The following is a 25,229-nucleotide window of genomic DNA, read 5'->3' on the forward strand; positions in this document are numbered from 1 at the left end:
AAGCTCGCTCTTTGTTTATATCATTTTGCGTTTCTATATTAAGATCGAGTAAGGCTGGCCATGCTGGTCGCTATTTCACTCTTTTGATTGCTATAACCGTTTTCGGAAACGAGTGATAGGCGGTCAATCCTTGCTAGAGGATTTCTTGTAGTTCTTTAAGATTATGGATCATATGGTTGATATCCTGTGGTTTTTCAATTTGTGTTGGATTGAAGAATATCGCGTCCATTCCTACATGCATAGCTCCGCGAACATCGGCATCGATATTATCACCGATCATGATGGAATGATCAGTTTTTGCATGGGCTTTATCTAGTGCATAATTGAATATTCTGGGATCCGGTTTATTGACTCCCACCACTTCCGATATGAATATGTTTTTAAAGTATTTATGGAGATCACTTGTTGCAAGTTTTACTTCACAAGCTTCTTTGAAGCCATTTGATATCAAGTGTAAGTTATAATTATTATACAGATAGCTTAATGTTTCATGTGCATGAGGAAATAGATTTGTCTTTTGCGGACAGATCAATAAATATTCTTCCTCAAAATCATTTGGGAAAAGGGAAGGGTCTACACCAAGCTGTGTGAAGGTGTCTGCAAATCGCGCACGGCGCAGTTCTGCTTTATCGATTTTACCGTGATGGTATAAGTCCCATAGTCGATGATTATTGATCGTATAGGTCTTAATAAATGTCGTAGAGGATTCTTGTTGAAAGAGTTGATCAAATTGGTAGTGGTAATAGAGTTCATCCAATGTCTCTTCCGCATTTTTGTCAAAATCCCAAATGGTATGATCTAAATCGAAGAATATATCTTTTTTTTCTTGTTGAAACATAGTACAAATATAGGGTAAAAGGACTGATTGCAAGAAATATCGAAAATTCGATTTTCCTCTTAGTGTCATAAAGTCTAACACATTTTTTTATACCTCCCATTATCGTTATTTTTGTTCCGTTGCAATATATCGTATGAAAAAAGCACTTGTTTTATTTTATTTTCTAGTATTTTATGCGACTTCTCAGTTGATATGGTGGGGGGTTATGCTTGCTCGATTTCAACCTGAAAGAAAGTCGATGATTATTGGTGAGGGTATTTTTTTCTTACTGATCTTTTTGTGGGGAGCTTTGCGATTAAAAAAGCTTTTTGTACGTGAGCAGAAATTACAGCAACAGCAGCAGAATTTTTTGCTGGCGATAACGCATGAACTGAAATCTCCATTGGCTTCTGTAAAATTGTACATTCAGACCATTTTGAAAAGAGATCTGGATAAAGAACAGCAACAGGTTTTTTTGACAAATTCTTTGAAAGATATCGAACGACTGGACGATTTGGTTGAAAATGTGCTGATCACAACAAAACTTGAAAGCCGTAACTATAATCTTCCTAAGGAGAAGTTTAACTTAACTGAATTAGTCGAACAGATTGTCGACCGTCTTCAAAAGAATGCTTGTAGAACACAGGTGCTGAAGCCTAAATTGGATGCTGATATTATGTTGTATGCTGATAAATTTGCTATTAGTAATGTGGTGACTAATTTGATCGAAAATGCCATTAAATATTCTCCTCCATGTGCCAATGTTGTTGTCAAATTGACAAATGAGGCTCAAGGAATTATTTTTTCTGTTTCTGATCATGGAATTGGTATCAGTGATGCGGAGAAAAAACTTATCTTTAATAAATTTTATCGTGTTGGAAGTGAAGCAACACGTAAAACTAAAGGTACTGGTTTGGGGTTGTATATAGTGAAGACGGTTTTGCAAAAGCATAACGCGTCTATTAAGGTAAAAGATAACACTCCTTCGGGGAGTATTTTTGAAGTAACATTTGATAAAAATGCAAAGTAAACAACGCATACTACTCGTAGAGGACGAAGAACACTTGTTAGAGGCTATCAAGTTGAATTTGGAGTTAGAAGGTTACCGTGTGACAACAGCTACAGACGGAAAAAAGGCTTTGAAAATATTCAAGGAAGAACGTTTTAATTTAATTATCTTGGATGTTATGATCCCTGAGATCGATGGATTCCAAGTGGCCGAAACTATTCGACTTCAAAATACGGAAGTCCCTATTATGTTTTTAACAGCTAAAAACAGTAGTGAAGATCGTATCACAGGTCTTAAAAAAGGGGCTGATGATTATTTAATCAAACCTTTTAATCTGGAAGAGCTTATTCTTCGGGTGGGTAATTTGGTTAGAAGAAGTTTGAAACCAGATGATCTGAAAGAGATTAACTCTTACCAAATCGGTGATAAGACCATTTATTTTAATTCCTATGAGTTGCACCATGCAGATGGTACGATTACATCATTGACCAAAAAAGAAACGATGTTGTTGAAGCTGTTAATCGAGCGTCGCAACGAAGCTGTTTCTCGTGAACAAATATTAGAAACGGTCTGGAATTATGATGTTTATCCGTCGACTCGTACTATCGACAATTTCATATTGACTTTCCGTAAATATTTTGAACCTGATCAAAAGCATCCTATTTATTTCCATTCCATTCGTGGCGTTGGATATAAATTTACGGACAATAACCACTAGTACTCTATGATGACATTTAAGGCTCGCGTAGCTGTTATTATTATTGCATTATTGTTAATTGGTTATGGTGTATATGCGGGACATTATCAGACTTCGATCCTTATAGCTGGGGGAGTTTGTTATCTTGTTTGGAGCCATCTACGTGAGAGTTCTGTTGCGATGGCTAGTGATTCTTTTCATAAGCAGAATTATGCTAAAGCAAAAGCATTACTGGCTGAAGTGAAGAATCCGGATCGATTGCGAAAAGGCCGTCGTAATATTTATGAATATATGATGGGTACTATTTCTTTACATGAAGATCGGATCGATGAGGCAGAATATCATTTTCAGCTAGCATCTCGATTGCCATGGAAAAAGGATAATGAAAAGGGAATGATCTTGATCAATTTGTCCAATATCAGTTTAAGAAAGGAAGAGTATGAACGTGCTCAGACGTATATTGATGTTGCTAAAAAGTTGAACTTGACCGAGCGCCAAGCTAGTATAATTGGTAAAATACAAAACGAAATTTCAAAACATATATAGTGATTACTACTTTACAAAACGATTTATTGATTAGAGCTGCGCTTTCGCAGCAAACTGAACGCCCACCTGTATGGATGATGCGTCAAGCAGGAAGATTTATGCCAGAGTATTGGGCAATAAAAAATAAATATTCCTTTTTGGAAATGTGCAAAACTCCAGAGATTGCTGCAGATGTAACCATGTTACCTGTTGATCTATTAGGAATTGATGCCGCAATCTTGTTTTCGGATATCTTGGTTACAGCGGAAGCAATGGGGGGAGATTTAAGTTTTGAACAAGGGGTTGGTCCTCGTTTTGCAAATCCAGTACGTTCATTTGCGGATGCGGATAAATTAGCGACGGATTGTCTACCTAAATTGGAATACGTTGCTGATGCTATTAAAGTTATTCAACAACGTTTGAATGGAAGTATACCGCTCATTGGTTTTGCTGGTGCACCGTTTACTATTTTAAGTTACTTGGTCGAGGGTGCGTCTTCAAAAGATTTTAAGCTGACTAAGTTAATGTTGAATAATGAACCAAAATTGGCTCACACTATTCTTCAAAAGATTGCTGATGTAACGGTTGAATATTTAAATATGCAAATCGCTGCTGGTGTAAATGCTGTTCAGCTTTTTGATAGCTGGGCTTTGGCATTATCTTGGAACGATTACAAAGAGTTTGCTCATTATTATAATAATCAAATCATCTCGAGATTGAATCGTCAAGATGTTCCTGTAATTTCTTTCTGTAAAGGTTCTTCTGTCTTTGCTCCAATTATGGCTGAAGCAAAACCAGATGTAATTTCTGTAGATTGGAATGCTGATCTGAAAAATATCAAACAATCTTTACCTGCTGGTATTGCGGTTCAGGGAAACTTAGATCCGTTTGTACTATATGCGGATAAAAAAGTGATTAAGGATAAGATTCTTCAATTATTTGAACGTATGCGTGGTGAAAATGGCTTTATTTTTAATTTAGGTCATGGAATCATGCCTGATATCCCTTTTGATCATGTAAAATATGCAATTGAGGTTGTTAAGGAATTTAGATACTAACAACAGGCAATTACTACACAAAACAAGGAACAAATTTTTTGTTCCTTGTTTTGTTTAAAGACTGTGAACTTTTTTAAGCAATAAAAATATTCGACTATATTTGTCTTAATTTTATACGACCATGGTGTACTTATACGCTAAAGCAATTCATATTATATTTGTCATTTGTTGGATGGCAGGCTTATTTTATATGCCTCGCTTATTTATCTACCATACCGAAGCAAAAGATCAATCCAAAGAAGCCTATCATGTCTTGCATAAACAGTTTTCCATCATGGAAAATCGACTGTGGTGGGTAATCACGACTCCTGCGATGTATATCACTGTGATTTCAGCTTTAGTGATGTTGTATATAAATCCTGGATTATTACAGATGGGATGGATGCAGGTCAAACTCCTATTTGTTGCCGGTATGATCGTTTATCATTTTGTCAGCCAACGCATGATGTTCAATCTAAGAGATGAAAAATCAACGCTGAGCTCTTCAAAACTTAGAATGTGGAATGAAGTATCAACTGTTCTATTGTTTTCTATTGTCTTTACGGTAGTTCTTAAATCAGCATTAAATTGGATCTATGGTGTTGTTGGCCTGATATCGTTAGCGATTTTATTGATGGTTCTCATTAAAGCTTATAAAAAATACCGTATTTCAAAGGGAGATAAATAAAACCCATGTCCGGTCTAGGTTAATTTGTAACGTGTTGAACATTACCCACCTACTTTAAAAATAAAAAGTATTTGTACTTCATCTTCTCTATTGATACCTGCTCCGTAACTTTTGAGAATAAATAATAGTGTACATTTGCAAGTAAATAAAACGTTTTTATGTCATTTGAGTCTTTAGGATTATCACACAATATCATTAGTTCTGTTAAACAGTTGGGTTATCTAAAACCTTTTCCAATTCAAAAACAAGCCATTCCAGTCATCTTATCAGGTAAAGATCTGATGGGAATCGCGCAGACAGGTTCTGGAAAAACTGCATGTTTTGTGATGCCTATTTTAGAGAAATTGCAAGTTGAGGTTGTTAAACGTGACCGAAATATTGAAATATTAGTTCTAGTTCCTACACGTGAATTGGCGATTCAGATTGATGAAGTTTTTAGAGCTTTCACCACGAATTTGAAACGCGAAATCAAAACGATGGCGGTATATGGTGGTGTATCTATCAATCCACAGATGAAGGGTATGCTTGGGGTTGAAGTTTTGACCGCTACTCCTGGTCGATTGCTAGATCTCATTAATAGTAAAGCATTGAGCATTAGTCATATTCAGCATCTTGTTATTGATGAGGCTGATAAAATGTTTCAATTGGGGTTTGAGGATGAGCTGAAACAACTTTTAGCTTTAATGCCTCAGAAAAAACAAACAACTTTATTCTCCGCAACGTTAAATGATAAAATAGCAGAAATCAATCAACTTCTTGGAATTAAACCTTTGGTGATAGAGGTTGCAAGTGAAGAGGCAAATATTGACCATATCGATCAGATTGCTTATCATGTCACTGCCGAATCTAAAGGTCCATTTTTACGCTATCTGATCAAAGAGAACAAGATGACTCAGGTTTTGGTCTTTGTGTCTTCTACACGTACAGCAGATAAGCTAGTGGATAAATTGTTGAAAAATAAAATTAGAGCTATCTCGATACATGGTCAAAAATCACAAGGGAGTAGAAGAGATCATCTTGACTATTTTAAAAAGGGTGATGTCCAAGTTCTCGTGGCTACAGATTTAATCGGTCGTGGAATTCATATTGACGGCTTACCTGTTGTCATTAATTTCGAATTACCTCGTTCTCCTTTGGACTATGTACATCGTATCGGTAGAACAGGTCGTGCAAATGATGTCGGTACTGCCATTACACTATTGACAGATGAGGATTTACATCATTTTTCTGTTATCCAAAAGAAAATGGGTAAAACGGTAGCGATCAAATCTACTGAGGATGTGAATTTGCATGGATATTAATCGATTTTGTTAACCCACTTCTTAGTGGGTTAACTGTTTTTGGTGCTTTTGCATCTTCGCATGTTGAGAACAACGCTATATGTTTTATGCGTTTAAAAATCAAAAATAAGGTTGTTCGATTTCGTTGAATACAAAATTGGTACTGTCGTAGTTGATGGAAACATCGGGGGCATAATAGGGTATATCCATAAAACTCATGACAGCACCCGAGCCTAGTTTTAAGTTCTTTCCTTTCTGTAGCAATGCAAATGGTTTTCTTTTTTTTACTCCACCACTATTTGGCATGTAAAAATAGTCTCCAAGTAATGTGTCGCCTAAAATATTTCCTCTGATTTCACCCGAGTCTTTAGCGCTATTTCCGTATTTTACGATATATTGCCCATAAAAATAATTTTCGCGTTTGGTAATTTTCAGGTATGCCGTGTCTCTTTTTGAAATTGCTAAATAGTGTTTCGAAGGGTAATCTACTGTATTGGAATGGCAACTTATGACCAATAGTATGATGCTCAGACAGAAGTATCTTAAAATTAGCTTGGCTGAGATCTTATCAATATGTAACATGGAAATTTATAAATGGTGTGTATATGATCGTTGTATTTTTAAAGCTATACACTGATCATTCTGATATATAGTATGAAACTGAATTTTGTATTTCTTCGATTAACTCTTGATCCATGTACTTGTATTCATCTGCTATGTCCAAAATTATTATTTCTAAATCTTTAGTTTCATTTGGAAATTGTTGTATTAATTTTTCTTTATGATGCTTTTCCATAGCAAATACAAGGTCAGCCCATAAAAGCTGTTTTCCATTTACTTTAATTCGGGCATTATTTTCTGTACCAGCCGATTTTGCTCGTATTGTTTTATGTTTCTTATAAATGGTTTCTGCTGTTAAACTTCTCCAGCGGTTGCGGCTACAAATAAATAATACATTTTGCATTTACATTTCTAAGTTTTTTTAAGCAGAAGATTTAATTATTTTAATAATCTCCTGCGGAATTTTAAATTAAGGTCGTTTTTATTACATTGGGTTGATCGGCTAATAGTGTTCCATAGTTAGGTCCAAAATTTTTGATGTATGGTTGTTCGTTGTGTGCATCTAAACCTGCTTGATCTGTCCATATTTCATAAAACGTAAATACATTTGGATCTTCTATACCTTGATGTAGATTGTAAAGCTCGGCTGCGGGCTCTAGTCTTGTTAAACGGACCATTTCTAGTAAGATTGTTTTGATCTCCTCACGATGTGCTTCTTTTACTCGTAATACTACTGTTAAATAAATTTTCATTGTTTTAGATATGATATAAATAAGTTGTACATGATATATTGTTTATTTTTTGATGTTACACAGATTGGGTTTTACTATTGTCTTGACCAATGTAGATACTAACCCAGTTTTAGTTTTTTACCTGTGCATATTATATCAAAAATATCGTTTATTCCTATCTTCTAAAATAGGATTTTTTTAATAGCTAAACCAATTGTACTTGCATTGTTATCTAAAATTTAGGTGCTCTTGTTGGATCTTTTTGAAATAATGTATAATATTACATTTAATCTTCCAAATGATTATAAAGCTAGATCGAGAATATTTAACATATTTTACTACAGCTTTATTATCGAATAAGAAGGAAGTCTTATTTTTAGAATAATCTTTATGAAGAAATTGAAATTTTTAGTTGCTGTTCTATTGGTGACAGGATCTAGTCTATGTGGATTTGAGAGTGTTGCACAAACATTGAAAAAGAAAGATATAGGCTTACAATTGTATTCTGTTAGAAGTCAGATCAAAAACGATACGGACTATTTTCCTGTATTGAAAAAGTTATCCGCTATGGGCTATACTGCAGTTGAGGCGGCAGGTTTTAGTGACGGAAAATTTTATAATAACTCACCGCAGGAATTTAAGAATAAAGTGGAGAAAGCAGGGATGAAAGTGATTTCATCGCATGCTACAAGAAATCTTTCAAAAGAAGAATTGGCTAGTGGTGATTTTTCTAAAGCTTTGGAGTGGTGGGTTAAGGCGATAGAGGCGCATAAGGCTGCTGGGATGCAATATATTGTTACTCCTTGGATGGAAGTTCCAAAGACAATAAAAGATCTGGATACACAGTGTAAATACTTAAATGAGGTGGGTAAACTATGTCGCCAGCATGGGATCAAGTATGGGTATCATAATCATGCTCATGAATTTCAAAAAGTGGAAGATAAAGTGATCATGTTAGATTATATGATTGAACATACTAATCCTGAAGATGTATTTTTTGAAATGGATGTTTATTGGACGGTTATCGGTAAATCTAGTCCTGTCGATTATTTCAATAAATATCCAGGACGATTTACGGCACTTCATATAAAAGATCACCGTGAAATCGGTCAAAGTGGAATGGTCGGATTTGATGCGATCTTTAAAAATGCTAAAACTGCTGGAGTGAAACATATTTTTGTTGAACTTGAAGAAGTAACGGTTGATCTGGATAAAGGTCTCAAAGAAAGTATTGATTATCTTTTAGCTGCACCGTATGTTCAAACAAGTTATTCTAAATAATTACTCGGATTAGATGAGTAAGATTTTATAAAAAAGCACGAGCGAATCACTCGTGCTTTTTTTTATATCAAATGATTTATTATTCGCCGAAGCAGAGGTATTTTAGCTCCATATATTCGTCTAGTCCATGTTTGGATCCCTCTCGGCCGACTCCTGATTCTTTTACTCCTCCAAATGGAGCTGCAGCATTTGAAATCAATCCGGTATTGATACCGACCATTCCAGCTTCTAGTTGTTCAGAAACGCGGAAACAACGATTTACATTTTGTGAATAAAAATAGGAGGCTAAACCAAATGGGGTATCATTGGCCAACTGGATAACTTGTTCTTCAGTGGTAAATTTAAACAGAGCACACACGGGGCCAAATGTCTCTTCTTGTGCTATAAGGGCATCATGGGACAGATCTGTCAATACCGTTGGTTCAAAGAAAAGTCCTTTCTGAGGTTTTCCACCTGTTGCAATTTTTCCACCATGTTTAACGGCATCTTCAATATGGTGTTTGACTTTTTCAAGTCCTTTGCTATTGATGAGCGGACCAACTTCAACTCCTTTATCCAATCCATCGCCTACTTTCAATTTTTTTACGGCTTCAGTAAGTTTTTGAGCAAAGGTATCGTAGACATTTTCTTGGATATAAAAGCGATTGATCGATACACAGGTTTGTCCTGAATTTCGAAATTTACCAGCTATAGCTCCTTTTACTGCAGCTTCGATATCAGCATCTTCAAATACGATAAATGGGGCGTTGCCACCCAGTTCCATCGATACCTTTTTGATGTTAGAAGCAGCTTGTGTTATTAGTGTTTTTCCAACTTCTGTCGAACCGGTAAATGATAATTTTCTGATCACAGAATTGGTTGCCAGCTCTTTTCCAAATCCAGCACTATCTTTACTGGTGACCACATTGAAAACACCTTTTGGTATACCGGCTTCTTCGGCTAATTTTGCTAGGGCAATTGCTGAAAATGGCGTTTGTGAGGCTGGTTTTAGAATAATGGTACAACCTGCTGCTAATGCCGGAGCTACCTTACGTGTAATCATGGCTACAGGAAAATTCCACGGGGTAATGGCTGCGACCACGCCAATACCTTGTTTGATCGTCATCAGTCTATTTCCATTTTGAGCCAATGGTAGTGTCTCTCCATAAGCGCGTTTGCCTTCTTCAGCAAACCACTCGACAAATGAATTACCATAGTCGACTTCGGTCAACGATTCCTTTAATGGTTTACCGCTTTCGAGTGTTATTATTTCAGCTAAGTGCTCCTTATTTTGTAAAATAAGTTCGTACCACTTTCGAATGAGGGAGCTACGTTCGCCAGCTGATGTTTTACGCCACGATGTCCAGGCTGCTTCTGCTGCGGCTATCGCTTTCTGGCACGCAGCAATTTCAAGATCTGGAACGGTATCAATGACTTTTCCTGTGGAAGGATTGACGACATCGAATGTCTTTTTATCGGAAATGAATTTTCCATTTATATATGCTTGATTAAGCAATAAGGGATTTTTCATCGTTTATTAATTTTATGAAATGAATTTTTTTCGATTTTGCTCAGTAGGTATTTCACAATGATCCTTTTTGCCAAACCATCGATATCTATTTTTTGCTATATAATCATAACAACAGTCTCGCCAAGATGTTGGGAGATATTTGAAAATGCCCATTAATTTATAGGGATATCCTAAATCTTGGGCAATATAAAGAGCTGCGGTACTTTTTATTAAAATTTCTTGGTTTCTAACGTAAACTATCGAGTCTATATTTGAGGGAAGCCTGTGAATGAAACTTTGCCCCAGTTTTGACTGCAGTGTAGCAAATCTAAACTGATCCTTCTTATCTTTATGAATGATAAAATTGACGGTGCTATTGCAAAAATTGCAAACTCCATCAAATAAAATAAGCTGTTTGATATCTTGTTTTATCATTTGATGTAATAAAATAAAAGGGAGAACTTACGAACTCCCTTTTACAAGTATGATTATAGATTCTTCATAATGGTATGACCCATTCGATCTCTTTTTGTTTTTAAATAGACCTCGTTAAAAGGGTTTGATTTGATTTCAATCGCAACATTTTCAACGATCTCTAATCCATATCCAACTAAACCAGCTCTTTTGGATGGGTTGTTAGACATTAGGCGCATTTTTGTTACGCCAAGACTACGTAATATTTGAGCTCCTACTCCATAATCTCTTAGATCGGCTTTGAATCCGAGTTGAATATTAGCATCTACGGTATCGACTCCAGTTTCTTGAAGTTTGTAGGCTTGCAATTTATTCACTAGACCGATGCCACGACCTTCTTGGTTCATGTAAACGATGACTCCTTTTCCTTCTTGTTGGATCATTTCCATGGCTTTGTGTAATTGTGGTCCACAATCACAACGGCAAGAACCAAAGATATCTCCCGTAAGGCAAGAGCTGTGTACACGTACAAGAATGGGTTCATCTTCATTCCACTCACCTTTGTAAAGCGCTAAATGATGCTCACCTGTATCCTTTTGTGTATAAGCTTTTAATTTGAAATCGCCAAATGCTGTTGGCATATCCACTTTCACCTCTTCGACGATAAGTGAATCATGCTTTAGACGGTATTCGATCAAATCTTCAATGCTGATGATTTTTAAATCGAATCTTTTAGCTACTTCCATTAATTCTGGAAGTCGAGCCATTTCACCGTCTTCTTTTAAGATTTCAACCAATACCCCGGCAGGTTCAAAACCGGCAAGGCGCGCTAAGTCTACCGTAGCTTCGGTATGACCGGTACGGCGCAATACGCCACCATCTTTGGCAATTAATGGAAAAATGTGTCCAGGACGTCCTAATTCGACAGGATCTATATTGGGGTCAATAAGTGCTTTTATTGTTTTTGAACGATCTGATGCTGAAATACCTGTTGTACAACCATATCCTTGTAAATCGACAGAAACGGTAAAGTTTGTTTCGTATACAGCGGTATTCTTTCCAACCATCAGCTCAAGTTGCAGTTCCTCACAACGTTCTCTCGTCAACGGCGCGCACACTAATCCTCTACCATGCGTAGCCATAAAATTAATTATTTCTGGTGTAGCATTTCTTGCTGCTGTAACAAAATCACCTTCATTTTCGCGGTCTTCATCATCTACGACAATGATCACTTTGCCCGCTTTTATATCTTCGATTGCTTCTTCAATCGTATTTAATTTGAAATCCATGGATATCTTAAATGTATATATGCAAAGTTAGTATAGAATTCTATTTTATTTATAATGTATAAGTCAAAATGAGCTTATTATTGCGCTTTTGCCTTTTTCTTGCTCATCTTACTTTTGATCCAATTGAAGCCGGCTTCAGCTTTTAACTTATACTGGTCGATATCAAATAGTGCCGAATCTGTTGTGGATTTGTAAGTTAGGAATCCTGCCAATGGAGATAATACGATAATCGCCATCCACATTCCCAGAATAGGTGAGATGGCTCCATCTTTTGCAGACTTTTCTGCTACTGTAGAGATGATATGATATATTAAAAAGAAGATAATAGCCATGATAACCGGAAGTCCCAATCCTCCTTTTCGGATAATCGCTCCTAAAGGTGCACCAATGGCAAATAATAATAAACAGGATACTGCTAGCGTGAATTTTCGATGAAACTCAATCCGATAGCGAATATCTTTTCCATTTAAGTCTTTATAGTCAGGCAATTTATTATTCAGATCATCTTTCATGTAGTTCAACTGACTCAGTGCATTTCCTGTAATTTGTGCCCGCTGTTCAACTGGGATCACATCTTGCAATAGATCGTTGAAGGGCTTGATTTTGGCCGGTTTAATCTTTTCATTTCCTTGTCTATTGTTAAAATAAGGTGAATAGAGATTAAAACGATGATCCATCGTATTAGATAACAGGTGTTTGACACTGTCCAATTTCATTTTATTGGAGTCTGTGTACACTTTTAGTTGCTTCAAATTTAACATGGCATGATGGCTCTTGAACAGATTTTCGTCTGTTCGTTGCATCTTATTCCATTCCATATCAAATTTTTGTTCTGTTTCTTTGAACTTGAATCTGGTGAACTGTTGACGGGGATCATAACTTTTTGAGCTTTTAACACGTGCGTCTTCATAGCGGATCCCATCTTTGAGCTTTAGGATCATATAGCTGTTGTCGGGAGAATTGTATATAAATCCTTCTTTAGCGATTAATACGGTATTGCCGGCATTTCCACCTTGATTGTCATAAATCATTAAATCATACAGGATGGTTCCATTTTCATTTTTGCCTTTGGCGCGAATGGAATAGCCTGGAATGGTGTTATTGAAAATACCGGGTTTAATGAGGAAGTCAGCCTTTTTATTGCGCACGTCATATAGCAATGAACCCATTTTCAAATTGACAATAGGTAGTATATAATCCGAAAATAGGAAGGAGCTTATGCTAAAAAAACCAACTAAGATAAAGAGAGGTGTCATGGCTTTTCTGAGTGATACTCCAGCAGCTTTGATGGCTACAAGCTCATAGCTTTCTCCCAAATTACCAAATGTCATAATGGATGACAAGAGCATAGAAAGTGGCATAGCCATAGAAATCTGAACCGCACATTGATAGCCGATTAGTTTCAGTATGACATACCATTCAAAGCCTTTTCCTATTAAATCATCGATATATTTAAATAAGAAAAGCATTAAAAGCACAAACATCACAATACAAAAAGTGACGAAAAATGGCTTTATAAAGGATTTAAGAATAAGTAAATAAATCTTTTTCATCCGATCACATGTTCCTTTCTAAAGCTTATTTTTTTTGAAGCTTCAGAGGTCTATTTTTTAAAGACCTAATTTAGATGCAAAGATATACTTTTTTATCCTCCAATTACACTTTGGAGATATTCAATTGAATTATTCCAAATCATTTTACGGTTTTCAACATCATCTTCTTTTGCGAAATCTGTAATTCGCAATGCAACATCATTTGTTAGTTCGTCTTGGTCGATCTCCAATTCGAAGTAATAAGGCTCATCTTCAAGCCATTTATAGCGTATCAGCTTATTTTCCTTAATATTGACGATTTTAGCTTTGTGACCTTCATCATCCCAAACAAATTCATACACGGATTCGCGATAATTAACATCATCAGCGAGCCATTGTGAGAGGGCATTAGGTTCTTGTAAAAATGGGAACAGAATTCTAGGTGAAGAATTTACAATATATTCTAAGTTTAATTTTATTTTTTCTGCCATATTGCATGAATATTTATTTTTTATTTATTAAAAAAAATCTATATTTGCATTCCCAAAAACGGCGGGGTAGCTCAGATGGTTAGAGCGCAGGATTCATAACCCTGAGGTCGGCAGTTCGATCCTGCTCCCCGCTACTAAACTCAAAAGCCCCTCTTTATTATTGCGTATGGGTTATACTTTTATAGTATTATATGTAATAATACATATTTATTTTGTCTTTGCAATTATTTTATAAAAAAGTTTTGGATTAAAAAAAATAAAAAATATTGCCTTTTTAGGCGGTATGTTTTTTTATCTAGTCACTTTTATTTTTTTATGATTACTATTTGTTTCATTATAAAGGAATTGCGTTTTTTTTGTGCATAAAGGCATTAAAACAATGAAAAAAAATAAAAAAAAGCTTTTTATTTGACGGGTAATTACTATATTTGCATACCGAAAAACGGCGGGGTAGCTCAGATGGTTAGAGCGCAGGATTCATAACCCTGAGGTCGGCAGTTCGATCCTGCTCCCCGCTACTTAAGGAGACACCAATTACAGGTAGTCTCCTTTTTTTATGGGCATAAAAATCTGTGATCCAAATTGTTATAATTCGATCATTTATAGTTCGACATTTTACTGTCTAAAAGTTCTCTTCTTTGTGCGTAATCCTTTGAAAAGTGGGCTGTATTGATGTTTAACGTGCTTTTTTCGAAGTTCGATTTGTCCTTAAGGATTCGCTAGTTTTTCCTTCTATTTTATTTGTGTTTTTTGCTATCAGATAAAGAAAGTCTAATATCAGAATAGCATCATTCTCGTCTGCATCAATATTGTTCTTTGCTAATATCGTAATTGCTTGTGTAACTGTAATCTTTTTATCTATAAAATTCATACGATTTATTGTGCTTTATGGTTTGGGATAGAATTTTTGAGAGTGATTTACCCAGATCTAATGATAGTTCTCCTGTTTTAAAGTCGATCTTAACTGGAGGGATTAAATTGGCGATATGTTTTTTGTCCGTAGTGTCCATGTCTGAAAATCCCTTAAGCAAATTTAGCATCGGTTTAATACCTGAAATACGCTGCTTGTTGATCTGACTCAACTTGCTATTGATGTCCTGCAATTCTCTTTTGAGAGTTTTGGAGTTAATTTGGTATTCTTTTTTCATTTCAGTGTAGTCGTCTATCTTTAGTGCTGCTGCTACAAATAGCTTTCTAGCCTGTGATAAGGTCAACTCCTGCTCTTTTAGCTTTCGTATTATTTGTCTTTTCTCATATTGATGCTCTACGTTCTGCGTGTTAACGTTCCAATCGTCTAGTACCTCGTTGAAAAGATCAATTGCGTTATTAGAGAGTATTAATTGTTGGAGCTTTTGTTCGTAACTGTCATTAAGTAGAGGTGCCTTTATCCTGGTCTTACATCGCCCTCGGCAGTGGTAGTATGGATGTTTCCTAGTTGATCCCTGGGAGAAGCTACCACAAAGTTTGCGGCCACATAGCGGACAAGTCAATAGACCCGTCAGGAAGAACATTGCTTTCAGTTCTTCTTTTCTACTATTCATTTTTCGTTTTGTATTAATGATGCGCTGAACTTCATGGAACAAAGCTTCGGGTATTATGGGGTCATGGATTCCTTTTACCATATATTGCTCCTCAGCATTTATATTTACAGGTATTAAGCCACAGTAGGCGGGATTACGTACAATTTTCGAAAAGTAGCCTTTAGAGCAAATTAGGCCCTTGTCGCATGCTGCCTTTCGAATTTCTTCCATTTGATGGATGTTTTTGGAGAGTTGGTGAAATATCCAACGTATTATACCGGCCTCAGGCTGCTTAGGTACAATTATCTTTTTCCCGTCTATTGTTGTAATATTTATGAAGCCTATTGGAGCCTTGCTGGGGTACCTTCCCATTTGCTTTGCTCTGCGTATTCCATTGGCTGTGTTTAGCGCTCTTCTGCTATTTTCAGCTTCCGGAACAGACAAGTAAACGGCAAGCATTACCGTACTTTCTGGAACGGAGAAATCAATTGGTTGATCAATAGCCATAGCGGTTGTCTTGTATCTCTTAAGCAAGCCAATCATCTCGTATGCATACTCAATGTTTCTGCTGAATCTGTCCCATTTTATGAACAGGATGTTGTTTTCTTGCTTTGGAGATTTGTTCCTGATAGTCGCGATTAGTTTTTTCCATTCTGGCCGATTAAAATTTTTAGCGGAATAGTCCTCGCGGAAAATACCTTTGACCTCGATATTGTTGTAACCGCAGTACTTTAATAGCCGGTCTTCCTGTTCTGGTAGGGAAAATCCTTTCTTTTTTTGTTCGTCTGTGCTGACTCTAATGTATAGATATGCATTTTTCATTTAGAATTTATTAAGTGTTATTTTAAAATCGCGATTTATTTCAGAATTTCAAATATGTATTAATGTTTGCTTTTGAGCAGGACTAAAAATGCAATTAGCCTTTTATTTAATTGAACCTTAATAAACAAGCTATTACAAGTGTTAGGAATAGTTTTATTATTATTTATGGCTATCAATAAAATTTCTTAATTTTAATCGTTTTGCTTATTAATCAATAGAATATACATGTATTTAACTAACCTAAAATTGTGGAACTTTAGGATCTTCGGAACTGATGGATCCTTCGATCACTCTAAACCCAATCTGTCACTTGATTTCAATGATGGAATTAATGTGCTAATCGGTGAAAATGACTCTGGCAAAACTGCCATTATTGATGCAATTAAAATGGTGCTAAAGACCCATAGCGCCGAGTGGATAAAAATAGAGGATGAAGATTTTTTTAAAGAAGCGGATCATCTGAGAATAGAATGCCGTTTTAAGGGGATGAACGATGAAGAGGCCAAGCACTTTACAGAGTGGCTTGATTGGGTTGCCGAAGGTTCTGTCGGAACGCCATATCTTACGGTTTACTACGATGTTTTTCGCCGCGATGGTAAGATAATACCCTCGGATATTAAGGCCGGCGTGGGGGATGCCGGACATATGCTTACCGCCGAGGCAAAGGAAATGCTCAGAACTACATATCTCAGGCCACTTCGGGACGCTAAAAGCGAACTTTCTCCAAAGCGAAACTCCCGTCTTTCACAGATACTTTATTCACATGCCGCCTTCAGCGATAAAAAAACACACCGCTTAATCGGACTTGCACAGATGCTAAATAAAGAAGTGACAGAATATTTCAAGGGGAAGGACGCAGCCGGAGTTGATCTCCCAGCAAATGACCTTCTGGGAAAAGAGGTGAAAAATGTGATGGATACTTACCTTAATCAGTTCTCGAGGAAAAATACAGCCTTTAGAATGACTTCCTCGGATCTTAAAAGTATTTTGGAATCCCTATGTCTGCTTTTTGAAGATGGATATAACTTAGGATTGGGTAGTCATAATCTTCTATGTATAGCATCAGAGTTATTACACCTGAAAAAGGAGAACTGGGATGGGCTGCGTCTTGGGCTAGTAGAAGAAATAGAGGCCCATCTCCATCCACAGGTTCAACTTCAGGTTGTAGAAACCTTGAAATCCCATTCTAAAGATATGCAACTCATCTTTACAACTCATAGTCCAAATATAGGATCCAAGATTCCCCTGGAGAACCTGATTATGTGCCATAAAGGCATGGCATATCCCCTAGGACATACTTTTACAAAACTGGATAAGGATGATTACAAATTTCTTGAGATATTCCTTGATACCACAAAAGCAAACCTGTTTTTCTCAAAAGGGGTAATCTTGGTAGAAGGCTGGGCAGAGGAAATTCTGGTGCCTGTTATAGCCTCAGCCATAGGAATAGATCTTACAGAATGCGGAGTTTCCATTATCAATGTAGGCAGTACAGCCTATCTGCGGTTTGCAAAGATATTCCAGAGAAAATCTTCTCCACTGATGGAGATACCCGTGGCGATTATTACCGACGTGGATATCAGGACATATGAAAAAAAACTAGTCATTGATGGTGCAGGTATGCCCGTCCTTGATGGTGATGGCAAATCTACTTACGACTACCAGATAAGAGATGCGACTATAGTAACCGCTGAAACAGCAGCAAAGAAGACGGCAATAGATAAATCAGAAGATAATGTAAAATATTTTATTGCAGACGACTGGACTCTAGAATACAGCCTGTTTAAGTCAGTATCCATGACAGAACTTTTCAAGCAAACGGCAGAAAAGGTCCATAGCAAAACAGATTGGGTAACAGACTTTGAGAAGAAACTAGCAGAAAAGCTTATTGTTAAGAGCCTTGACAAAACTGAGATCGCCTATCGTTTGGCGAAGAAACTACTCGATTTACTGGAAATAGATCCTGAAAGAACGGCATCACCCTTAAAAGAAATAAATGAAGCTGATAGTAAAAGTGATGCAATAGATTATATAATTAAAGCAATCAAACATGCCTCAGGAAATTGAGATCACGGATGATCAGGTGAGGTTGGCAGAAAAGTATCTGCTCCCACATGGAAAGAGCTTTGATGGTGAACGGGTAGCATTTATAAAGGATTTATCTACCCATGACCTTCATGCCGTACCCGGCAGCGGAAAGACTACGGCATTGCTGGCAAAACTCATAGCGCTTGAACAGCACCTTCCATTCTCTGATAGGTCTGGAGTATTGGTTATCTCGCATACAAATGCTGCAGTAGATGAGATAAAAAACAAAATTGGACATATCTGCCCGAGACTGTTCGCCTATCCAAATTTTATTGGTACCATACAGGGATTTGTCGATGCATTTTTGGCAGTGCCGTATTATAAATCGATATATAGAAGGCGTCCGGTACGCATTGATGATGAGATCTATTACGAAAGCCATTATCCAGACTACAAACTAAATTTTGTACTAAGCAAACGCCAAGATGCAAATAAGCTGTTGTATGGATACAGGTTGAGGGAGGGCGATAAATTAAGACTTGGTCTTGGAGATGAAACATTTGTGTTTAAGGAAACCTCTGATACATACAAGAAAATATTGGCCATTAAAAAAGGGCTGCGTGATAGTGGTTTATTATGCTTTGATGATGCCTATATCCTTGCTCAGGAGTACCTCATAAAATTTCCGGGGATTATCAATATCTTAAGAAAGCGGTTCAGCTATGTGTTCATAGATGAGATGCAGGATATGGATAAGCATCAGTATGATCTGCTTGAAGCCTTATTTGGAAACACTGAAGACGTCACCTATCAACGTATTGGCGATAAGAATCAAGCAATCTTCAATTCTGAATCAGAGATGCTTGATATCTGGCAGGAACGTAATGTAAAGGAGCTGAACGGAAGCCACAGGCTACATCCTGCCACAGCCTGTATTGTAGAATCACTTGCATTGAGTCCTATAGCTGTGGTTGGAAATAGGACCAATCCAGACGGATCGGAAGTCGATATAAAACCGGTAATGCTGGTTTATGAAAATGATACAGCTAGTGAGGTAATATCCTGTTTTGCAGATGAGATAAAAAGGCTTGTAGATGAGGGGAAAATAGATTTGACTAGTGATAACGTGCATAAGGCGGTAGCCTGGACGGCAGCAAAACCAGGCGATAAGGCCGATATGATAAAGCTTAACCATTACCACAACAGTTTTTCTAAGGAGCATGCGAAACTTAAAATCAATTATCCATGCTTAGAAGCTTATCTCCATTATCATCGGAAGGATGCTGGTAAGCTAGCCTCGATTCGAAAGAGCGCACTTAATGGGATATTGAAAATATTGAGATTGGAAGAGGTTGTAAGCCCAGAGACGGGTCGCACATTTACCAAAAGAAGCCTAGTCGATTGGATTAAAGAAAAACAGGCAGATTTTTATCGGAATTTCAAGCTCCAGCTTTATCAGATAACGGTGCTGAATATAGAAAAGAAAATAAATGAAGCTTTGGAGGCTTTGGTTAAGCTTGCAACCGAAGTGCTCTCAAAACTGGGCAAGACCATCAAAAAATCAAAAACCTTTGTTGCTGAAAAATATGTGCCAGTTGTTGCTTCCGCAAAAGAAGATCCAGGGCAAAAGAGCAATTGCTTTGTCAAAAACGGGATCCATATCGATGTGGCAACAGTCCATGCAGTTAAAGGGCAGACGCATACCAGTACCCTTTATATGGAGAGCTTTTATCAAAAGAACGTAGGTGGCAAAGGGCAATATGAGTCATCTAGGGTTGCAGATCAGTTACAGGGAACTCCGCTCGCTGAAGGTGCACATGAATATATCAGGCAGTCTTTAAAAATGACTTATGTCGGATTTTCAAGATCTACGCATTTGCTGGGCTTTGCCATTCACAAGTCGCGTTTCGATGCACTTTATAGCGGAAAGCCAAATATGGACCGGTGGAAGGTAATAATGGTGCCTGCCGCCAACAAAGTAGCATTAGCAGTTTCAAAGTAGTTTATTTTAACATTAGAGCAATGATTTTTTATAATACAAATGGGCTGCCAAGTGATAAGCCAAAAGAGGATAAGTTCTGGATAACCAAAGGACCATCGGATTTTGTGCTAAAAGACAATGATTTAACCTCGGATATTGAAAACAAGGATTTATCTAAGATATATTGTTGCAGAAAATAATCCGTAGTGAACATCGCTATTACTATCGTTTACAGGTTGGCGCATGATTAAAAAAACTGTAACGATAATATTTTAGATTTTTTATTCGTGGAGATATTTGAAATATTGCAAAAATATATTCTTCCGGCGTGTTTGATATTTTGCTTGCGTTGTTGAGCTTTTTCTTCCTCAATGTGATGCTTAAAAACAAATTAGATGGAAATTGGTTTTCGACGGCATATTGCTATCTTAGGTACTCCAAAAGCTGTATCTATGAAAAAAATTATTGATCCTGCTCGGGGCGTAGGCAAACTATTTTGATATGGGAATTATTGAATATAATGAAAGGTTCATTGAATTAGAGCGTTTGAGAAGGCATGATGGCTATTCCAAAAAAGCAGTTGTGTTGAAAAATGCCACATTTAATATCAAGGACAAGTGGGTCCAAAGTCCTGAACTTTACGATTTTTTTAAGTCCTGCGCAGTTGCAGACTTATACCTACAGGAAAAAGACGGATTTAAACTGGTTGACAGGATATTCTCTCAGACGATGCTAATAGAGAACTTGGTCGAAGAAGGAATGGATACCACTAGTATCATAACCCTGGGAGGTGCGGTAAGCAAAGCTTCCGAACGGTATAAGCCATTGCTGTATTGGAACGATTCGGGGATGGTTATGGCATATCTAGACAAAATGAATATTAAGAACTGGTCCAGCTTTGCTGGTGAAGCTGTGTTAGATTGGAACAACTTCAATTTATTGCAGAAGGCTTTTTCGGTACTTGAAGTTGGTTTTAAGGATGTTCTGGATTATCTCAAGCGTTTACATTTGGCAACCGATCTTGCTGGAGCTTCGTACCAGGTTTCCAATGCTTTAATAGAAAAGCTGTCTGTCCAGCCAGAACTTGCCGCCACATTCGATAAGGAACTTGAAGTGCTGATAGGTGAGAAATATATAAAGGATTTTATGAACGCGATTATCACCGGACTGGTTGTTGGGAAAGCGGAAAATTTTGACCGTCTGTTGTACCGGGTGAAGGATCTATTTGTTAATGACAATCTGTTCCTTTTGCTTTGGGCATTCGGCAGATGTTGCCCCAATGAAAGACGAGTGGATTTCCAGATTATGACTAAAGTTAAGTTCGATGCTGGACAGCTTAATAAGGTGCAATACCTGAAACTTTGTGGGGTTTGCAGGTTTGTGGGGGAGGATCTTACCGAACTTGCTACAGAGCCTTTGACCAATGGAGATTTTGAAGGGGTATATGAATATGTTTACAACTTGACCGCATCTGAACATAATAAAGATTGGTATAGGCTATCTGCAATTCAGCTTTTTACTGCCGATGAACCCAAGTACGAGGGCCAACTTAACCTTTTTATATATTCACTATCCGACCATAACCTGGACTTGGTTTATGAGCTGTTGACTAAGCGCTTCGAGATGATGGGCGAGCAGCATATCTTGGACGACAATCTGGATCATATTATTGATTTAAATAATGAACTTTTTCGGCTTAACCTGACCCAATGGTTCAATTCAGAGAGTCGAAATGTGCACAAGGCAATGTTGAGAATTTGCTCTGGGAGGGATTCCTACGCTGTTTTCAAGGTTTCGCAAATCTACTTTAGAACGCTCACGATAGAGGAAAAGGTATACATCTGCATAAAGATTGCAGGGTTCGTCTATTCGATGGAACATCTCCAAAGCCTGCTGTTTTCAGTGCTCGACGCCGCTTTGCCCGAGGATGACGCGCTATTGACCAACCTCCACGGGATATTCATTGAATACCTAGTCTACAACTATAGGTCCACTTTAGACATGATTAAGGAAAGATTGAAAAAGACGGAGTGCCCTGCCCACCAAAGGGATTTTCTCCAGTCAATCGATGATGCTTATGAGACCTACTTTAAGAATCTCAATACGGTCAGGGTATTCAACGAGCTTCAGTCAGATGCAAAGCTAGAGGAATTCACTCGTTTCTATAAAAACCAGCTATTTGCCGCATCGATGAAGGAATCCAATAAAAGTGGCTTTCTGTCGATGATTAAATCGGTCAATCTCCACGCGAAGAAATGGGCGATAAGGAGAAAAGAAGAAAAGATCCATCAGGTTACAGAATTGGCACTGATTCAACACTCCTTTGAATTTCCATCGGGCGAAAAGCTTGATCCAACGAGGCAGGAATCACTAAGGCGTAATTATCAAAGAATCCAAAAACATGAAATTAATTTTAGCTGAGTACATCAATTCTCTGAAAGAAGATGGTGAGTTGGATAAGGTAATCCAGGATATCCTCAGAGCAAACGGAGTGGAGATATTTTCAAGACCTGAAAGAGGGCGGCAGTACGGCGTCGACATTTATGCGGTTGGAAAGGACTTTACCGATGATGACAAGAAAAAGGTTTTTCTCATTACGGTAAAGCAGGGTGATCTCGATAGGCAGAATTGGGATAGGGAAGTCAACAGTGTGAGGCAGTCGCTTGATGAGATTAGGGAGGTATTTGTGCCTAACAACTTGGCTCCTCAGCATAAAAAACTGCCCATAAAGATTGTTGTCGCCTATAATGGGTTGATCAAGCAGAGCCTGCAACAGAACTGGAAAGGTTATACAAGCCAGCATACCAATTTTGATTTCGCACTTTGGGAAGGGGATTTTCTGGTGGAACAATTCCAACACAATCTTTTGAACGAAAGCGGATTCTCTAATAAACTAAGATCCGCTGTGCGCAAGACTATCATTCATCTAGAAAACAGGGACTATCAGTTTAGCGATTTTGTTCAGGTACTCGATATGTTGGAGGAAGAGTTCAAGACGACGAAGTTCAAAAAGACCAAGCTCCGCGTTCTGAAGGAAATGAGACTTCTGGTAGCTGTGGTGATCAAATATTGTGAGGAAGTTGATAACCTGCTACACGCGGTGAAATGTTCGGAAAAGTACGTGCTTCGTCTTTGGTCGATGTTTACCTTTGGTAAAGCAGAAAAAGAATTTACTAAAGAGGTGGTGGAAGGCTTTTATCTGCACAGTGACACCTTAGAGAAGTACAATGCCAAGTTTTCATTTGTTGTCGATGTAAAAGATGGATTGGGCAGGTCTGTGGGAGATGCGTTAGCTTACGGAACTGTGGTATATGAGCAGATTGGTATATGGTGCGAAACCGGCTTGTTCCATCTGCAGATGTACCAGTTCCTAGTAACTGGTGAAGGTGAAAAAGCTCAACAAGCTGCAACGTTACATAGAGAACGTGCTACCATTTTGGCTTCCGAGGTGATTAGGTTGGTGAATAACAACCAAATTTTCTATACGCCAAGGTACGATGACCATTTAATAGAATTACATATGCTATTCATGCTTTTATATATGCTTGGACTCAAGCAGCAGGCTCTTGACATCCTCTTTGGTTTATGTAAACATATTGCCGAAGCACATTCCTTTTCTAGAATATTTCCCGCCCATAGAGATTTGCGGACAGTCGCCGAGCTTGAAACTGATACCAGCGTAAGAGCAGGTTACGATTATAATTCGAGCTATCTTTTTACTGTACTTCTGGAATGGTCGTTGGTATTGGATTCGTCAAGCCTTTATGATTCGTTAAAGAGTATAAAGGACAAGCTGCTCAAGGAAATCACCTTGCTGCTTTGGTTTCCAGATAAAGAAACTGAAAACAAGGTCTTTACTGAAAATGCTAATAACGATTCCGGATATGCACTTTCTGGTATTGAACTATCTGTATCAATGCCAGAATATAAGCAGCTCGTGGAAGGGGAATATGAGCATAATTGCTTTGAGAAGGAGTTTTCTTTTATTAAGGAAAACTATTGGGCGATAGGGCTCATTGCCTCCAGACATTTTAGGACACATATCTTTCCCCATTACTGGAGAATGTTTTTAAGGGATGACGTGCAAAATGCCTAATAATAGTGTTAGAGCCACTACGTTACTTAATTCTGGTAACAACGTGTTCATCTAGCCCTAAAACTTAGAAATTATAATATCCCCTTAGTTAACTACATTTACAATGGTTGGTTTACATTTAGACCATTTTTTGTAATAAATGTTTGGCATATTCTAAATCCTGTAAATCTTTGCAAATGTTAGACCTTTGGCGTGCGGACTCTACTAAAAGCTTCAAGTTTACTTGAAGCTTTTTTTATTTTTGTCTCTTTTTCCCTTTTTATATCATTCTTAATCACTCTACAAGTAAGGGATTCTATCTTAGATTTCAATATGTTTATTGATGAGGGATAGACAATAAGCCAGCGCGGTACGGTAGTATCAACTTTTGTCTTCATGAGAGCCTCTTTAAGGAGATCTAACCACTAGGGATGATCGAATTGGAGAATGTATTCAGTATACTGCTAGTGAGTCTTCATGATGAGGGGAAGCGGTATGGGTTATTTATAATTGTGATTCGACGTATTTTTTAAAATTATTAAGAATAGCTTGCCATCCTTTATGTTGCTGCTCTTCTGTATGTGTGGTCTCACTATCAAAACTTTGAACGATGGTAACTACATTTTTATTTTCGAAAAAAGTAGTGCTTACTCTTCGGTTATCTTCGAGACTGTATGAAATATGTCTTAAAGGTCTTACTTCATCGTATTGTCCTCCGAAATCAAAACTAGAGCTTTTGTCTTTTGCAGTCATATGAAAACTAAATCTGCCTCCATTTCGAAGATCATTGGTTGCTGATGTAGTTTCCCAATCATCGCTGGCCGTGTTCCATCGCATAATATGTTCAGGCAGCGTGAATAGTTTCCAAACAAACTCTAAAGGAGCATTGATATCGGCACTGACAGTTATTGTTGACATAATTTTTTTATTTATAAATTGTAAACTTCTTTAAATATAACGCT

The 25,229-nt window shown here is 37.4% G+C and carries 22 protein-coding genes and 2 tRNA genes; 13 read left to right on the forward strand and 11 right to left on the reverse strand.

Annotated features, from left to right (window positions below):
- Positions 1–133 precede the first annotated feature (133 nt).
- On the reverse strand, positions 134–838 hold the full coding sequence (locus B3P23_RS01680) for a YjjG family noncanonical pyrimidine nucleotidase (RefSeq protein ID WP_045754391.1): 705 nt from the start codon (positions 836–838) through the stop codon (positions 134–136).
- A gap of 133 nt (positions 839–971) precedes the next feature.
- Between B3P23_RS01680 and B3P23_RS01685 the strand changes: the two genes are divergently transcribed.
- From B3P23_RS01685 to B3P23_RS01710, 6 genes are all read left to right on the forward strand, one after another.
- Positions 972–1,847 (forward strand): sensor histidine kinase, encoded by an 876-nt coding sequence (locus B3P23_RS01685; protein WP_045754390.1) that lies wholly within the window; start codon positions 972–974, stop codon positions 1,845–1,847.
- Positions 1,837–2,544, forward strand: a complete 708-nt coding sequence (locus B3P23_RS01690) for a response regulator transcription factor (protein WP_045754389.1) — start codon at positions 1,837–1,839, stop codon at positions 2,542–2,544. The genes B3P23_RS01685 and B3P23_RS01690 overlap by 11 nt, the downstream gene beginning before the upstream one ends.
- 6 nt (positions 2,545–2,550) lie before the next feature.
- Positions 2,551–3,069, forward strand: coding sequence for a hypothetical protein (locus tag B3P23_RS01695; RefSeq protein ID WP_228115869.1), 519 nt, complete (start codon positions 2,551–2,553; stop codon positions 3,067–3,069).
- Positions 3,069–4,106 (forward strand): uroporphyrinogen decarboxylase, encoded by a 1,038-nt coding sequence (gene hemE, locus B3P23_RS01700; protein ID WP_045754388.1) that lies wholly within the window; start codon positions 3,069–3,071, stop codon positions 4,104–4,106. Before B3P23_RS01695 ends, hemE begins: the two co-directional genes overlap by 1 nt.
- Positions 4,107–4,227: 121 nt before the next feature.
- Positions 4,228–4,773, forward strand: a complete 546-nt coding sequence (locus B3P23_RS01705; protein ID WP_094771364.1) for a CopD family protein — start codon at positions 4,228–4,230, stop codon at positions 4,771–4,773.
- A 158-nt stretch (positions 4,774–4,931) separates the two neighbouring features.
- The gene (locus B3P23_RS01710) at positions 4,932–6,074 is read left to right on the forward strand and encodes a DEAD/DEAH box helicase (protein ID WP_293924018.1); all 1,143 of its coding nucleotides are present in this window, start codon (positions 4,932–4,934) and stop codon (positions 6,072–6,074) included.
- 99 nt (positions 6,075–6,173) lie between these two features.
- On the opposite strand, the gene B3P23_RS01715 is transcribed toward B3P23_RS01710, so the two are convergent.
- The 3 genes from B3P23_RS01715 to B3P23_RS01725 form a co-directional block, all read right to left on the reverse strand.
- Positions 6,174–6,635, reverse strand: a complete 462-nt coding sequence (locus B3P23_RS01715) for a hypothetical protein (RefSeq protein WP_293924021.1) — start codon at positions 6,633–6,635, stop codon at positions 6,174–6,176.
- A 55-nt stretch (positions 6,636–6,690) separates the two neighbouring features.
- Complete coding sequence (locus B3P23_RS01720) at positions 6,691–7,017, reverse strand: low molecular weight protein tyrosine phosphatase family protein (RefSeq protein ID WP_045754384.1); 327 nt, start codon at positions 7,015–7,017, stop codon at positions 6,691–6,693.
- A 61-nt stretch (positions 7,018–7,078) separates the two neighbouring features.
- On the reverse strand, positions 7,079–7,366 hold the full coding sequence (locus tag B3P23_RS01725) for a putative quinol monooxygenase (RefSeq protein ID WP_248755711.1): 288 nt from the start codon (positions 7,364–7,366) through the stop codon (positions 7,079–7,081).
- A gap of 369 nt (positions 7,367–7,735) precedes the next feature.
- On the opposite strand from B3P23_RS01725, the gene B3P23_RS01730 reads away from it, so the two are divergent.
- The gene (locus B3P23_RS01730; RefSeq protein WP_293924025.1) at positions 7,736–8,626 is read left to right on the forward strand and encodes a sugar phosphate isomerase/epimerase family protein; all 891 of its coding nucleotides are present in this window, start codon (positions 7,736–7,738) and stop codon (positions 8,624–8,626) included.
- 79 nt (positions 8,627–8,705) lie between these two features.
- Here the strand turns inward: B3P23_RS01730 and B3P23_RS01735 are convergent, their stop codons facing one another.
- The 5 genes from B3P23_RS01735 to B3P23_RS01755 all read right to left on the reverse strand — a co-directional run bounded on the left by B3P23_RS01735 (position 8,706) and on the right by B3P23_RS01755 (position 13,841).
- Positions 8,706–10,136 carry an NAD-dependent succinate-semialdehyde dehydrogenase gene (locus tag B3P23_RS01735; RefSeq protein ID WP_293924028.1) on the reverse strand — a complete coding sequence of 477 codons (1,431 nt, stop codon included), beginning with the start codon at positions 10,134–10,136 and terminating at the stop codon, positions 8,706–8,708.
- A gap of 12 nt (positions 10,137–10,148) precedes the next feature.
- The gene (locus tag B3P23_RS01740; protein ID WP_045754380.1) at positions 10,149–10,550 is read right to left on the reverse strand and encodes a thiol-disulfide oxidoreductase DCC family protein; all 402 of its coding nucleotides are present in this window, start codon (positions 10,548–10,550) and stop codon (positions 10,149–10,151) included.
- Between the two features lie 53 nt (positions 10,551–10,603).
- Positions 10,604–11,818: a bifunctional 3,4-dihydroxy-2-butanone-4-phosphate synthase/GTP cyclohydrolase II gene (locus B3P23_RS01745; protein WP_045754379.1), complete on the reverse strand. Its 1,215-nt coding sequence runs from the start codon at positions 11,816–11,818 to the stop codon at positions 10,604–10,606.
- 77 nt (positions 11,819–11,895) lie between these two features.
- On the reverse strand, positions 11,896–13,371 hold the full coding sequence (locus tag B3P23_RS01750) for an LptF/LptG family permease (RefSeq protein WP_045754378.1): 1,476 nt from the start codon (positions 13,369–13,371) through the stop codon (positions 11,896–11,898).
- A gap of 92 nt (positions 13,372–13,463) precedes the next feature.
- Positions 13,464–13,841: an START-like domain-containing protein gene (locus B3P23_RS01755; protein ID WP_094771368.1), complete on the reverse strand. Its 378-nt coding sequence runs from the start codon at positions 13,839–13,841 to the stop codon at positions 13,464–13,466.
- A gap of 60 nt (positions 13,842–13,901) precedes the next feature.
- Here B3P23_RS01755 and B3P23_RS01760 point away from each other — a divergent pair.
- Positions 13,902–13,975, forward strand: a tRNA-Met gene (locus B3P23_RS01760).
- A gap of 310 nt (positions 13,976–14,285) precedes the next feature.
- Positions 14,286–14,359, forward strand: a tRNA-Met gene (locus B3P23_RS01765).
- Between the two features lie 336 nt (positions 14,360–14,695).
- Here B3P23_RS01765 and B3P23_RS01770 read toward each other — a convergent pair.
- Positions 14,696–16,183, reverse strand: coding sequence for a recombinase family protein (locus B3P23_RS01770; protein WP_293924033.1), 1,488 nt, complete (start codon positions 16,181–16,183; stop codon positions 14,696–14,698).
- A 225-nt stretch (positions 16,184–16,408) separates the two neighbouring features.
- Between B3P23_RS01770 and B3P23_RS01775 the strand changes: the two genes are divergently transcribed.
- From B3P23_RS01775 to B3P23_RS01790, 4 genes are all read left to right on the forward strand, one after another.
- On the forward strand, positions 16,409–18,250 hold the full coding sequence (locus B3P23_RS01775; RefSeq protein WP_293924036.1) for an ATP-dependent nuclease: 1,842 nt from the start codon (positions 16,409–16,411) through the stop codon (positions 18,248–18,250).
- Positions 18,234–20,213 carry a UvrD-helicase domain-containing protein gene (locus B3P23_RS01780; protein ID WP_293924038.1) on the forward strand — a complete coding sequence of 660 codons (1,980 nt, stop codon included), beginning with the start codon at positions 18,234–18,236 and terminating at the stop codon, positions 20,211–20,213. Before B3P23_RS01775 ends, B3P23_RS01780 begins: the two co-directional genes overlap by 17 nt.
- A 480-nt stretch (positions 20,214–20,693) precedes the next feature.
- Complete coding sequence (locus B3P23_RS01785) at positions 20,694–22,613, forward strand: hypothetical protein (RefSeq protein ID WP_293924041.1); 1,920 nt, start codon at positions 20,694–20,696, stop codon at positions 22,611–22,613.
- The gene (locus tag B3P23_RS01790; protein WP_293924044.1) at positions 22,594–24,288 is read left to right on the forward strand and encodes a hypothetical protein; all 1,695 of its coding nucleotides are present in this window, start codon (positions 22,594–22,596) and stop codon (positions 24,286–24,288) included. Before B3P23_RS01785 ends, B3P23_RS01790 begins: the two co-directional genes overlap by 20 nt.
- 483 nt (positions 24,289–24,771) lie before the next feature.
- Here B3P23_RS01790 and B3P23_RS01795 read toward each other — a convergent pair whose 3' ends face one another.
- The gene (locus B3P23_RS01795; RefSeq protein ID WP_045752210.1) at positions 24,772–25,185 is read right to left on the reverse strand and encodes an SRPBCC domain-containing protein; all 414 of its coding nucleotides are present in this window, start codon (positions 25,183–25,185) and stop codon (positions 24,772–24,774) included.
- Between the last annotated feature and the right edge of the window lie 44 nt (positions 25,186–25,229).

Source organism: Sphingobacterium sp. UBA6320 (genome assembly GCF_002440335.1).
Classification (GTDB): Bacteria; Bacteroidota; Bacteroidia; order Sphingobacteriales; family Sphingobacteriaceae; genus Sphingobacterium.